This is a genomic window from Parabacteroides sp. AM58-2XD (genome assembly GCF_003463685.1).
Taxonomy (GTDB): domain Bacteria; phylum Bacteroidota; class Bacteroidia; order Bacteroidales; family Tannerellaceae; genus Parabacteroides; species Parabacteroides segnis.
Genome location: NZ_QSDP01000008.1, coordinates 29,861 through 42,780 on the forward strand (window position 1 = coordinate 29,861; position 12,920 = coordinate 42,780).

Here is a 12,920-nt window from a genome sequence, read left to right on the forward strand (position 1 = left end):
AGCACAAACCTTGCCGCCCTATCGACAGTCGGTATAGTTTTGGATTTTGATAATTTTCTTGTCAAATCTGACACAAGTACAAGTTCACTATTTGAGCATCGACAAAAATCATATACATTTGTCCTAATCCATGTGAAACTAAACTTTGTCAATATGAAACTTAAGTCCGGTATTTCAATTCTTTTGTCATTTCTTTTTGTTTTGACAGCAAATGCAACTCTTACTCCTGTCAGGCTCACCTGTGAATATCTGGTCGATCCCTCCGTTATAGATGCCCGGCATCCCCGGTTGTCGTGGATCAATACAGCCGCTCCCGGCGAACGAGGACAACAGCAGACCGCCTATCAGATACGGGTTGCTTCATCGGCCGATAAACTGAAAAAGGAACAGGCCGACCTTTGGGACAGTGGTAAGAAAAAAAGCAGCCAGTCCTTTCTGGTTCGTTACGAAGGAAAGCCGCTACAATCGAGACAGGAATGCTGGTGGCAAGTCCGTGTTTGGGATGCCAACGGAAAAATATCGGACTGGAGTGAACCTGCCCGCTGGAATATGGGATTGCTGAATGCCGATGAATGGAAAGCACAATGGATCGGTGCCCCCTGGCAAGGCGAAGAAGCCACGGCAAAATCAGCAGACAAAACACTTCCCCCTGCCCCACTCTTCCGAAAAGATTTTACCGTTTCCAAAGAAATAGCTTCAGCAAAAATCTATATCTGCGGATTGGGTTATTTTGAATTATATCTGAACGGAGAAAAAGTCGGCAACGACGTTCTGGTCCCCAACCAGACCAATTATGGGAAACGGGACGACCTGGATGTAACCCGTGTGACCCTCGACGATAATTTCAGAGGCTATAATGTACTCTATCTCTGCTACGACCTGAAAGAAGCGTTGAAACAAGGTAAAAATGCACTCGGCTGCCTGTTAGGTAACGGCTTCTATAATGCGGCACTAAGCTGGACGATGCCCTACGGATCGCCACGTCTGATCGCGCAGTTACATATCGGCTACACCGACGGCAGCGAGGAGGTCATCACATCGGACACTTCCTGGAAAGTATCGCGTAGCGCCATTGTCTTAGATGGAATTTACCAGGGAGAACATTATGACGCCCGGTTGGAACAGCCGGATTGGTGTTCGCCGGACAAACCAGCTGACGGATGGGAGTCTGCCGTCGTACGGAAAGCGCCGGAAGGTGAACTACAGGCACAGATGTCTCATTCCGACAAGGTAATGGAAGTCTTGAAACCGAAAAAGATCACACGATTGGAAAACGGAAATTATAAAGTCGATTTCGGAGAAGAAATATCCGGCTGGGTACATCTGCACAATATGCAGGGAGAGGCAGGCAGAAAGGTAGAGATACGTTATATCTGTGAATCACCCAACGGATCAAACTCTTACACAATGAAAGGCGGCGGACCGGAATCGTATGCCGCCCGCTTCACCTGGTTTGTTTTCCGGGAAGCGGAGATCATCAACTGGCCGGGTGAACTCCGGGAGGATAACCTGACAGCAGAAGCCGTATATACGGAAATTGAAACGACCGGACATTTCGAATGCTCGAACCCTCTTTTCAACCAGATCAATAAGATATGGAGACGAAGCCTGACAGACAACTCACACGGCAGTATTATCAGCGACTGTCCCCATCGGGAACGTTCTGCCTATACCGGCGACGGACAGGTGGCTTGCGTCACTGTCATGCACAACTATGATGCCGCAGCTTTATATACCAAATGGATCAAAGACATATTGCTTGCCCAGAATAAAGCGACCGGTTATGTTCCGAACGGTGCACCTGGCAGCCCGGCTGCGGAGGCGGCGTGGCATGGGGAGCAGCTATGAACATTATGCCGTGGGAGTTTTATCTGCATTATGCAGATAAAGATTTGCTGGCTGCCAATTACACCGGAATGAAAGAACAGCTCCGGTACATGCAAACCTGGGTAGATTCCGACGGCATCATGCTTTCGCAGATAAAAAGCAACGGAAACGTCAGCGAATGGCACAACCTGGGAGAATGGTGCCCGGCAGACGGATTTCCTCCGAAAGACCTGGTTCATACATTCTATCTCTGGCGTTGTGCCGATCTTACGGCAAAAGCGGCATCAGCACTGGGAGAGAAAAAGGATGCAAGCCTTTTCTCCGCTCTGGCAGAGAAAACACGGCAGGCTTTCCACAAACGTTTCTATAATCCGGTGACTAAAACATATGGTCCTTCGGGCAGCAATATCTTCGCTCTGGTGATGGGAGTTCCGGATGAAGTAAAGAAAGATGTACAGGAAACGATACGGGAAGAAGTGCGCGCCCATAACGGACACTTATACACAGGTATTTTCGGTACTCAGTTCTTTTTTGAGACATTGGCAGACAACGGAATGAACGAACTGGCCTACGAAGCAATGAATAAAAAGGATATGCCTGGTTACGGATGGTGGATTTCACAGGGAGCCACAACGACCTGGGAAGAATGGAACGGCAACAACTCTCGCAACCACCCGATGTTCGGTGGCGGCTTTACCTGGTTTTACAGGAAGATGGCAGGACTGAATAGCGACCAACAGGAACCCGGCTATAAACACATCATCATAAAACCTTATCCTCCTAAAGCGATCAACTATGCTTCCTACTCTACCCGTACCCCTTTCGGACAGGCGGCTGTGAGTTGGGAAAAACAAAATAATACGTTCAAAATGGACGTTGAAATACCTGTTGGAAGCCGTGCCACAGTCTATCTGCCGGTTATTTCCGGAAAGACGGTAAAAGAATGTCGCTCCGGCATCAAACAGGCAAAAGGCGTTAAGTACAACGGGATACAGGATGGTTATGCGGTTATGGAGGTGTCTTCCGGAAAATATTGTTTTGAGACTGATTAAGAAGCAATCCCTGTGCTATCAGCAGATCGAACGGGGTCGTTATTTTGATATTCTCACGGTTGCCGGTTACCAACCGGACCGGTACTCCGGCAGCCTCAACAACCGAAGCGTCATCCGTGAAAAGAGATGTGAACGGTTGTTCGTATGCTTCCAGCAAAATATCACTGCGAAAAACCTGCGGTGTCTGTACAGCTACATAACAGCTACGGTCTACCGGATGCGAACCGTTTTCATCGGTTTCACGCAACGAGTCGATCATCGGCATAACCGGAATAGCAGCACCGCTTTTTTCTGCCTCATCAAAACAGGCACAGATTACTTCGGGAGAGACAAACGGACGTACACCGTCATGTACCGCGATCAAGACTTTTTCATTTCGTCCGGATGCATTTCCAATTTCTTCCGAAAGGAATTGTAATCCGTTCCGAACGGAATGAAACCGGGTCTCACCGCCATTCGCTATCCGGTGAGGCGCCTTACACCCGATCTCCCGGCAAAGCATATTCCAGTAAGGCTGGTGATCTTCGGGAAGGACCAGCAGCAATTCTGCCGCATTATCCCAGCGATGGAAGGCTTCCAGCGTATGCATCAGGATCGGTTTACCTTCCAGCGGAATGAACTGTTTAGGCAGATCGCCTCCCATCCGGAGACCTTTCCCTCCGGCCACGATCAATACATATTTGTGCATTACTCCAGTTCCTCCAATACCTTTTTGACTTCTTCGTCTACCTTATACAGTTTCTCCTTACACAACTTAATCAGCCGGGTAGCCTCCTTCACCTTTTCTGAAAGGACATCCACATCCAGATCACCGTTCTCTATATCGGCCACAATTTTACGGAGTTTCTCTACCGCTTCATTGTATGTTTCTTCTTTCTTTGTCATATTCTTATATATTTCATTTGCACTTAACTTGCAAACATAAATAATTGCAAGCTTAGAATAAATACATCTATTCGATTGTTTTTCAAAGCAATAACTTGCAAACAACTTACAAATAACTTGCAAGTTTATAATCTGTCTAAATAATCCAATCCTTTCCTTGTTATCATATAGGACTGCTTGGGAGATTTTTTCTTCTCCTGCGAAGATTTTATTAATTTGTTGGAGAGAAGTGGATTCAAATATATTCCTTTATAATACCAATTATCAGGAACTTCAATCATACCCAAAATCTCTGATCGGCTCATTTCCTTTTCAGATAGAGCTGTAAGCACCCTTTTTACGACTTCTTTTAACTTATCTTCTATATAAATTTCTTCCATTTGACCTGACTGGAATTCCGGATGACAAGGTATATCTATTAAAAAATAACTGCGCCCCTCATCTGTTTCCAAAATGGCGGGAGTAGAACCATTATCTCTCAGTTCTTTTTGAATAGTAGGAATACCAGTCCCTCTACCCTCCGTCAGTTCCAGTTCTTTAAGATAATCACCTAACCGCCGATTCTTATATCTTCTTGAACGCAAATTTTCAGCTTTAAAGATGGCATCCATGCTAATTAAGCGGTCAGGACCAGAATAGCTCAAAATAGAAATGCGATTAGGCTCTATTGTAATCTCAACAGGTTCTTGTATCTGGTAATCCCGGTGATAAAGTGCATTTACCACAGCTTCTTCCAGCGCCTGATAAGGATAATTAAAAAACCGGACAGCTTCTTCCTTTTGCCTCAGTTTTATAATTTTTTCTTTAATCACATGAGTCCGCAAATAATTAAGTGCAGTTGTAATCATATAAGGTACAGGTCCCTTTATAGCCGGTACTTCTATGAAGTTATCTGGGTTCACAACTTTTCCCTCTGGAAAAATAACAATATCAATTTGTGTATAAGGAAAGAATTTTTCCGGAGTATCACAGAACATCATTAACGCCAAATTTTTTATATACCAATGTTCTGCAGTCCCAGATAGAAGATCCATACGGTCCAATATCTCTTTTAAAGTATAATCAGACAGCCGCGAAGCCAATCTACTTTTTACTTTCACCAGATAATCTCTTATTAAAATAAAAGAAAGATCATCTAAAGTTGCTTTATGATTAGGACGATCGTCAAAAGGTGTTTGATTAGACAAACTTATAAGTTCCGTTTCCATTTCACCTTTCGCAATAATGGAATTTGAACCATATCGAATATAATATTGATATATCTTATTTTTTTGAGTTATATATTCCGGACATTTATAAGGACGTCCCTGGCCTGCCATTGCCCAAACAACAGCAATATATCCACCATCCACCTCTTCTATAAATAGTTTAGGAAAATAAACCGGCTGCATTAAATTATTAAATTGAAGAATCTCCCTCTGTATCTTATCTAACTGTTCAACCGGTAAACCTTTAACCGGACGTTTAGCAACTCCATTTTCTTCTTCTACACCTATCAGGATATAACCACCTCCTATATTGTCAAAATCATTGGCAAAGGCACAAATACTTCTGTAAATCCGATCAGGATTCCAACCCTCTTTAAACTCGATACGGTTAGATTCTACTTTATTTTTTTGTAGAAGATCCTCTAAATTCACAGGTATTGCCATAATATATCCTTCAATTATTAACTTATTGCAAAAGTAATCAAAATACAAACGGTATTTTGATTCACTTTGCGTTTTTAACGATACTCTTCACATCCCCATCCACAAACCGGGTCACCAGTTCATCGCCGGGATTCAGATCGGTTGCATGTTTGATGATTTTACCATCTTTCAGGGACAAGCTATAACCACGCTTCAATACATAATCGGGAGATGCCATTTTAATGAACTGCTCCGTCAACTGAATAAACCGCGTGCCTTCCGCCAGGCGCGAAGCAGCACGGTTCTGCAACTGCATTTGCAGGCTTTCAAGCGTTGAACGACGGCGGAGCAACATGGCCGAAGCGGAAGCCGGTAGTTATTGCCTGCCATTTGCAGGAAAGAACGGTTACGCTCGATCCTGTTCGTAACGATCACCGGTAAACGTGCACCCAGCAATTGCAGGAAGTTTTTTTGTTTCAATAAGATCGTGCTTGCCAGTTCGCTCACCTCCTGCTGAAGGTCTTCCAGTTCTTCCGCCGCTGCATCCATACGGCCGATCAGAAATTCGGCTACGGCAGTCGGCGTTTTCATCCGCGTATGTGCCACCATATCCAGAATGGTATCATCGCGCTCATGACCGATACCAGTTATCACCGGCAACGGGAACTGGGCACAATTTGCCGCCAGCAGATAGGAGTCGAAACTATTCAGATCAGAAGTTGAACCACCGCCGCGGATAATGACCACCACGTCGAAACAATCGATATGATGGTAAATACGGTCCAGCGCCGCGATGACAGACTCTTCCGTTCTCTCCCCCTGCATCAGGGCGGGAAATAATTTCGGATAAAACGGATAGCCCGCTTTATTATTTGCCAGCTGATTCAAGAAATCCTCATACCCGGCAGCCGTCGGGGAAGTAATAACAGCAATACGTTTAGGCAGGACGGGGAACGGTAATTCTTTATTCAATGTAAATACGCCCTCTTCCTTCAACTGGCGGATAATCTCCATCCGCTTTCTCAGCATATCCCCCAATGTATAAGCAGGATCGATATCCAACACCGTCAGGCTGTATCCATACAGTTCATGAAATTCGACCGATACTTTCACCAGTACTTTCAGCCCGGAAGCAAACAACTGCCCCGTCTCCATCTCAAAGTAAGGCTTCAGCATCCGGAACGTTTTAGCCCATATCGAGCCGCGTGCCCTGGCAACCAATTGCCCGGTTATAGGATTTTTTTCAATAAACTCCAGATAGCAATGCCCGGAAGAAGCATTCGTCCGTACATCACTCATCTCCGCACGAACCCAGCAAGTGCCGGGGAAAGCCTCACTGACTGCACCGCGCACCAGGTTATTCAATTCCAGCAAAGACAGTTCCCTGCGTTCTTCGCCCATATATTCCGGATTAATGTTCAGTCCTGGCATACTGCATTCCTTTCTTATAGGCTTTATATATATTCGGGATACCATACCCCAATTCAGCATCAGGCTGTTTGAACTGGCTGGAAACCTGCTGTAATAAAGCAATGACTTCCTTATTACTCAGCTCCGGCAACGCCTGCCACAGACAGACGCCCAATCCCGCCAGTATAGGAGTTGCAAAAGATGTTCCGCTGGCATAACGTACATTTCCTTGTGGATCGATCACACAACTACCCGACCCTAATGCCACCACATCCGGTTTCACCCGGTAATCGGCAGTAAATCCTACCGAACTGAAAATACTTTTCTTTTTATCTTCTGTAATAGACCCAACCGTCAGAATATCCGATGCATCGGAAGGGAAAGTAATTTTCCCCCAACTGCCGTTTCCTTCATTTCCGGCACTGCAAAACATCAGGATCCCCTTTTGTGCTGCGATATGTGCCGCCTGGCTGATCAAAGAACTCTTTCCGTCCAGGGCGGACTGATCGTAAGATAATTCATCTGCATCAAAAGCGAAATAACCTAATGAAGAAGAGATCACATCGACTCCTACACTATCGGCATATTCAACAGCCGCCGCCCAATAGTCTTCTTCTATTGGGTACTCGGAATCGCTGTCTTCGCTTTTTATAAGCAAATAAGACGCTTTGGGAGCTGTCCCGACCATGATCCCGGGCATATTGGCTGCCATACAAGACAGAACCTTTGTCCCATGGTCGTCTGCTTCATACACACTGCGGCCCGGATAAATCACATTATGCGTCCCGATCAATTGCAGGGAATCGAAAACGCAGATACGGTCTACATTCTGGAAGCCGGCATCTATCACTGCCACACGCATCCCTTCCCCACGAAAGCCGGCATCATGCAGTTTGATTCCATTCAGCATTTTGATCTGCCTTTCAGCATATCCGTATTTCTCTTTCAAAGGAGCATCAGAGGGAGAAAGACGGATCTCCTGATCATCTTCCTGGGCCGGAGTCACATCATGCCCTTTCCATACCCATTTTACTGAGTCGACCATCGTCAGGTTTTTCAGACGGTCGACAACTGTACTGTCTTTACTGGTCACAACTACGGTAGAAAGCCATTTACTCTGTACCACCGGTTCAGCGCCGGTAGCGACCAATGTATCCAGATAAGCATGCGCAATGGGAAGATCGGAAGCGGTGACCGGCGTTCCCGCCTTTTTACGCCGCTGAATGGATTCTTTCGACAGGAAAGCCTCCGGTTCTTCCACTGTAAAGCCGGAATCGCCTTTATCTTTCAAATAGACACGAAAACAGTAACTTTCTCCGGCAGTAAGCCACGAAGAAAAACAGCATAGCAAAACAAACAGTCCTATATATTTTTTCATGGGATCATATAACTCAACTCTACAAAAGTAGTAATTGCCTTGGATATAAAAAAGCCCGGCAACTCATCAAGAGGCCGGGCCATTATTTTTTAAACTAATTTATTCGTTTACGTTACAGATAGGAATTTCACGCTTAACACTTTGACGTAAAGAAATCAAAGTCTCTGTAGCAGTAACTCCCGGTATCTCCTGAATCTTTGTATTCAGCAATTCCATCAGATGTTCATTATCACGGGCATATAACTTGATCAGCATTGTATAAGGACCTGTTGTAAAATGACACTCAACCACTTCGGGTATCTTCTCAAACTCAGGCACAACGTCTTTATACATAGAACCGCGTTCCAGCTTCACACCGATATACGTACAGGTATTATATCCCAGAATCTTAGGATTAATATGATAACCCGACCCAACGATCACATTCATATCAATCATGCGCTGTACCCGTTGATGGATGGCTGCACGCGACACACCACACTCTTCAGCTACATCCTTGAAAGGGATCCTGGCATTCTTTGAAATAATGTTCAATATCTGCCGGTCCAGTTTGTCTATTTTCTCCATTTCTACTATCGCTTTATTATACGCTCTTTTTATTTATATATCAAAAGTATATAATTATTTTCAACAATCTATCATTCTGAAAGAAAAAAGTAGCAAATAAATAATAAAAGCGGGCAAATAATGCTTTTTAGCATAATTTACCCGCCTCTTTATCTACAAAATGAGATATTACTTTTTCTGATCGTCTTTAACGATATCCAATAATTCCACTTCAAATTTCAGAACGCTGTTCGGTTTGATACCACGAGTTCCGTGTTCTCCATAAGCCAGTTCAGAAGGAACCCAGATCACATATTTAGAACCTACCGGCATGATCTGCAGAATTTCAGTCCATCCTGGAATTACACGGTCAACATTAAATTCAGCAGGTTCGCCACGAGTAACAGAACTGTCGAATTCAGTACCGTCTAACAGTGTACCAGTGTAGTGTACTTTTACTTTATCTTCTTTTGCCGGTTTTGCACCTGTACCTTCTTTTTCCACTTTATACTGCAAACCGCTTTCTGTTGTGATAACACCTTCCTTAGTCTTGTTTTCAGCCAGGAACTTTTCGCCTTCTTCCTTAGTCTTCTGAGCATCTTTAGCCTGAGCTTCTACAAAGTAAGTGTTCAGATAAGTCTGAGCCTGTTCCGGAGTCATCTTTGTAGAATCACCTTTAATAGCCTGAACAAAACCTGCGATCAGTGCATCGATATTGGCTTCGCCGCCAGGTAATGTTTTCAAATTTTCTTTATAACCGGCACCGGTAGAAACACCGATAGCATAACTTGCGCTATCTACTGCCGATTTCAAATTTGCACTTGGCTTAGAATCACAAGAAGTGGCAGCAATGCCTAAAGCTACAATCGCTGTAGCAGCTAAAACATTAATCTTTTTCATTTTTCTCTATAAATTATTTTACTATGTCTAACAATTCAACATCAAAAACCAATGCACTGTTCGGTTCGATAGCTTCTCCTGCTCCATGTTCGCCATAAGCCAGGTCTGACGGGATAAACAGTCTCCATTTAGATCCTACCGGCATTAACTGCAATGCTTCCACCCATCCCGGGATTACCTGTGATACACCGAATACAGCCGGTTCACCACGCTGTACCGAACTATCAAACACTGTTCCGTTGATTAATGTTCCGTGATAATGACATTTCACCTTGTCAGAAGCAGTCGGTTTAGGACCTTCACCTTTCTGAAGTACCTGATATTGCAATCCGCTGGGCAGGGTAACTACACCTGCTTTTCCTTTATTGATATTCAGGAATTCCTCTCCGGCTTTCTTATTTATTTCAAATTTTTCTTTTTGCAGCTTCATGAAGTAATCGTTGATCACCTGCTTAGCTTCGTCATAACTGATTTCCGGGGTCTGACCACCTAAAATATCTTTCAATCCTTTCACAAAGTCTTCAATCTGAAGATCATTAATGCCCGAGTTCTGGAAATTATTTCCGATACTTAAGCCAAGTGCGTAACTTACTTTATCCATTCTTTTTCGTTTTCAACTAATTACAAGTTACAAAAGTAATGCTTTTAACTACACAAACGTCATCAGAAGGCACTTTTTTATTACTTTTGCATCTGTTATGGGAGAACAACAAACGGAATCTTCACTATTTTCAACGCTCTTCGGTCAATTCAAAGAGCCGTTCATTCTGTTTGCCAATTCATACGTAAGGGATATGGCCGCCGCGGAGGATATTTACATGGAGGCAATCATCCAATACTGGGAAAAAAGAAAAGAACTGCCAGCCGACACCAATATTCCCGGATACATATTAACAACTGTAAAAAACAAGTCACTCAACCACTTACGCCACCAAGTCATCCGTACAGATGTGGAAGACCAGTTATATGATCACCGGCAGCGGGAACTGAATTTTCGTATCTCGTCCCTGGAGTCGTGCGACCCGTCAGACCTCTTCACCGTCGAAGTCAAAGAGATCATCCGAAAAACATTAAACGAACTGCCGGAACAGACCCGCGCGATCTTCTTTAAAAGCCGGTATGAAAGCAAAACCAACCGGGAAATTGCAGCCGAACTGGAAGTCAGTATCAAAACAGTAGAATTCCATATTTCGAAAGCACTGAAACTATTCCGTAGCCGGTTGAAAGATTATCTACCGGTACTCCTGGTACTGACCGGAATAAGCGATTTCTGACCAATTCCTTAAATCCACTCTTCTACAGCGTAAAAAGAGTCAGATTACTTAAACATTACAACCTCTTCATCGTTTATATATGAAGTAAAACGATAAGATTATGAGACGTATACAGAAATGGGGTATAGTGCTAGCCACAATTACAGCGGGCGCCCAGTTAAATTCCACTGAAGCCTGCACCCGGGTTGTTTATCAGGGAAAAGACAATACGGTTCTGACCGCCCGGTCGATGGACTGGAAAGAAGATACCCGCAGTAACCTGTGGATATTTCCGCGAGGTATGAAGCGTAATGGAGAAATAGGAAAGAATCCGCTTGAATGGACTTCCAAATATGGAAGTGTAGTTGCTTCCGCCTACGATATTTGCAGTACGGACGGGATGAACGAAAAAGGACTGGTCGCCAACCTGCTCTGGCTGGCAGAGTCGGAATACCCGCAGTGGGATGGCAAAAAACCGGGACTGTCCATTGCAGCCTGGGTTCAATATATACTGGACAATTTCGCCACGGTCGACGAAGCGGTTTCTTATGTTGAAAAAGGTACCTTCGAAGTTGTATCGGACATGATGCCTGACGGAACCCGCATGGCAACATTACATCTTTCCATCTCGGATGCCGACGGTGACAATGCTATCTTTGAATATATCGGCGGAGAATTGAAAATCCACCACGATAAGTCATACCAGGTAATGACTAACTCTCCGGTTTTCGACCAGCAACTGGCCTTGAATGATTACTGGAAAAATATCGGGGGAACGACATTCCTACCTGGAACCAACCGCGCTGCCGACCGTTTTGTTAGAGCCTCTTTCTATATTAATGCTATTCCGAAAGTGGCGGATACCCGTACGGCTGTTGCCAGTGTATTCAGTGTAATCCGTAATACATCAGTACCATTAGGTATCACAACACCTAATGAACCGAATATCTCATCGACAAGATGGAGAACCGTTTCCGACCAAAAGAACAAGGTTTATTTCTTTGAATCGACCATCCAGCCTAATGTATTCTGGGTAAATTTACAAGATGTGGATTTTTCAGAAAAGGCACCGGTGAAGATGCTTGACCTGGTTAGCGGTAAAACCTATGCTGGCAACACAGCAAACCAATTTGTCGAAGCTAAACCATTCAAATTCCTGGGAGTCGATTAAGACTCCCTTTTTTCAGGCTATATCTTCACTAAGTTTCACGCGCAGGTCATTCTGATAAGTATGCATAAACTTTTCCAGATCAAAGAAAAGACGGGAAGCGACTTTCAGAAAAGGATTCTTCATCCGGATAATTTCCGTCGATGTAAAATGAGTTCCTCCTGTACTGGTTACTTTCAGTTCGCCTTTCCAGTATCCGGTGAATCCGTTTCCTTTCACAATTTCAAATTCATATAAGGAATGAGGTACTTTACGGGCTGTCCTGAACCGGATAACGGAGCCGTTTTTCGCTATTTCATCCCAGACTTCTATACCGTCTTTCTCTTCCACAATAACAATCTCTTCCAGATCACTGCGATAACCGTAATCGGCATTATTGATGAGTGCATTATACACCTTCTCGGGTGAAGCATTATAAAAACATTCACTGGTTGCAGTTCTTTCATCCGGCAAAAGAAGGCCGGCAATAAAAACTAAAAGAATAATCCCTGCTATAGCAATAAATATATAAGTAAAGATAGATATCATTTATAATCGATTTTATAAACAACTGGGTTGCTGATTATTCACAAAAGTAACCAATAAAACTCATATAACAGAAATATTCCGGGTAAAAACAATTAAAGCCTGTCTCACGACAAGCCCTAATCAAACTTTGTTAACCTTAAATCTAATACTATTATGAAAAAACCACAGTACAAAGATACACCTGTAGCAAGCGTTTGTCAAGCTTTTTACAGACAATATATGTTAAGCCTCCAAGCATCTTTCGCCAAAAAGTGTTAGCTAAGATAAAACTATATACAATACTGGCAAAAACTGCTAAAATTAACAATTAAAGAGAGCTTTTTTACTCTGGGAAAACGTATT

12 protein-coding genes and 1 pseudogene are annotated in these 12,920 nt (G+C 43.8%); 4 read left to right on the forward strand and 9 right to left on the reverse strand.

What is annotated here, in order from left to right:
* The first annotated feature begins 153 nt into the window (after window positions 1–153).
* Window positions 154–1,848 carry a family 78 glycoside hydrolase catalytic domain gene (locus tag DXA15_RS03215; RefSeq protein ID WP_255419914.1) on the forward strand — a complete coding sequence of 565 codons (1,695 nt, stop codon included), beginning with the start codon at window positions 154–156 and terminating at the stop codon, window positions 1,846–1,848.
* Window positions 1,845–2,879 (forward strand): alpha-L-rhamnosidase C-terminal domain-containing protein, encoded by a 1,035-nt coding sequence (locus tag DXA15_RS27515; protein WP_255419915.1) that lies wholly within the window; start codon window positions 1,845–1,847, stop codon window positions 2,877–2,879. Before DXA15_RS03215 ends, DXA15_RS27515 begins: the two co-directional genes overlap by 4 nt.
* On the opposite strand, the gene DXA15_RS03220 is transcribed toward DXA15_RS27515, so the two are convergent.
* The 8 genes and pseudogenes from DXA15_RS03220 to DXA15_RS03255 all read right to left on the reverse strand — a co-directional run bounded on the left by DXA15_RS03220 (window position 2,836) and on the right by DXA15_RS03255 (window position 10,230).
* Entirely contained in the window at window positions 2,836–3,567 is a 732-nt protein-coding gene (locus DXA15_RS03220; protein WP_128133109.1) for a 2-C-methyl-D-erythritol 4-phosphate cytidylyltransferase, read from the reverse strand. The two genes, DXA15_RS27515 and DXA15_RS03220, sit on opposite strands and share 44 nt — an antisense overlap.
* Window positions 3,567–3,764: an exodeoxyribonuclease VII small subunit gene (gene xseB / locus DXA15_RS03225; protein ID WP_007655765.1), complete on the reverse strand. Its 198-nt coding sequence runs from the start codon at window positions 3,762–3,764 to the stop codon at window positions 3,567–3,569. The genes DXA15_RS03220 and xseB overlap by 1 nt, the downstream gene beginning before the upstream one ends.
* Before the next feature lie 125 nt (window positions 3,765–3,889).
* Entirely contained in the window at window positions 3,890–5,416 is a 1,527-nt protein-coding gene (locus DXA15_RS03230) for an RNA-binding domain-containing protein (protein ID WP_128133110.1), read from the reverse strand.
* 61 nt (window positions 5,417–5,477) lie between these two features.
* Window positions 5,478–6,826: pseudogene (gene xseA, locus DXA15_RS03235) on the reverse strand (exodeoxyribonuclease VII large subunit).
* A complete protein-coding gene (locus DXA15_RS03240; protein ID WP_128133111.1) occupies window positions 6,807–8,183 on the reverse strand; it encodes a S8 family serine peptidase in 1,377 nt (458 codons plus the stop codon). The pseudogene xseA and the gene DXA15_RS03240 overlap by 20 nt, the downstream one beginning before the upstream one ends.
* A 99-nt stretch (window positions 8,184–8,282) precedes the next feature.
* Window positions 8,283–8,750 carry an Lrp/AsnC family transcriptional regulator gene (locus DXA15_RS03245; protein ID WP_007655775.1) on the reverse strand — a complete coding sequence of 156 codons (468 nt, stop codon included), beginning with the start codon at window positions 8,748–8,750 and terminating at the stop codon, window positions 8,283–8,285.
* A 168-nt stretch (window positions 8,751–8,918) separates the two neighbouring features.
* Window positions 8,919–9,629: an FKBP-type peptidyl-prolyl cis-trans isomerase gene (locus tag DXA15_RS03250; protein WP_128133112.1), complete on the reverse strand. Its 711-nt coding sequence runs from the start codon at window positions 9,627–9,629 to the stop codon at window positions 8,919–8,921.
* Window positions 9,630–9,642: 13 nt separating this feature from the next.
* Window positions 9,643–10,230, reverse strand: a complete 588-nt coding sequence (locus tag DXA15_RS03255) for an FKBP-type peptidyl-prolyl cis-trans isomerase (protein WP_007655777.1) — start codon at window positions 10,228–10,230, stop codon at window positions 9,643–9,645.
* A gap of 97 nt (window positions 10,231–10,327) precedes the next feature.
* Here DXA15_RS03255 and DXA15_RS03260 point away from each other — a divergent pair, with 97 nt between their 5' ends.
* Together DXA15_RS03260 and DXA15_RS03265 are read left to right on the forward strand one after the other, a co-directional pair.
* Window positions 10,328–10,903: an RNA polymerase sigma-70 factor gene (locus tag DXA15_RS03260; RefSeq protein ID WP_128133113.1), complete on the forward strand. Its 576-nt coding sequence runs from the start codon at window positions 10,328–10,330 to the stop codon at window positions 10,901–10,903.
* Window positions 10,904–11,003: 100 nt separating this feature from the next.
* Entirely contained in the window at window positions 11,004–12,053 is a 1,050-nt protein-coding gene (locus DXA15_RS03265) for a linear amide C-N hydrolase (protein WP_128133114.1), read from the forward strand.
* Window positions 12,054–12,065: 12 nt separating this feature from the next.
* Here DXA15_RS03265 and DXA15_RS03270 read toward each other — a convergent pair whose 3' ends face one another.
* Window positions 12,066–12,578: a hypothetical protein gene (locus tag DXA15_RS03270; protein WP_128133115.1), complete on the reverse strand. Its 513-nt coding sequence runs from the start codon at window positions 12,576–12,578 to the stop codon at window positions 12,066–12,068.
* Window positions 12,579–12,920 lie beyond the last annotated feature (342 nt).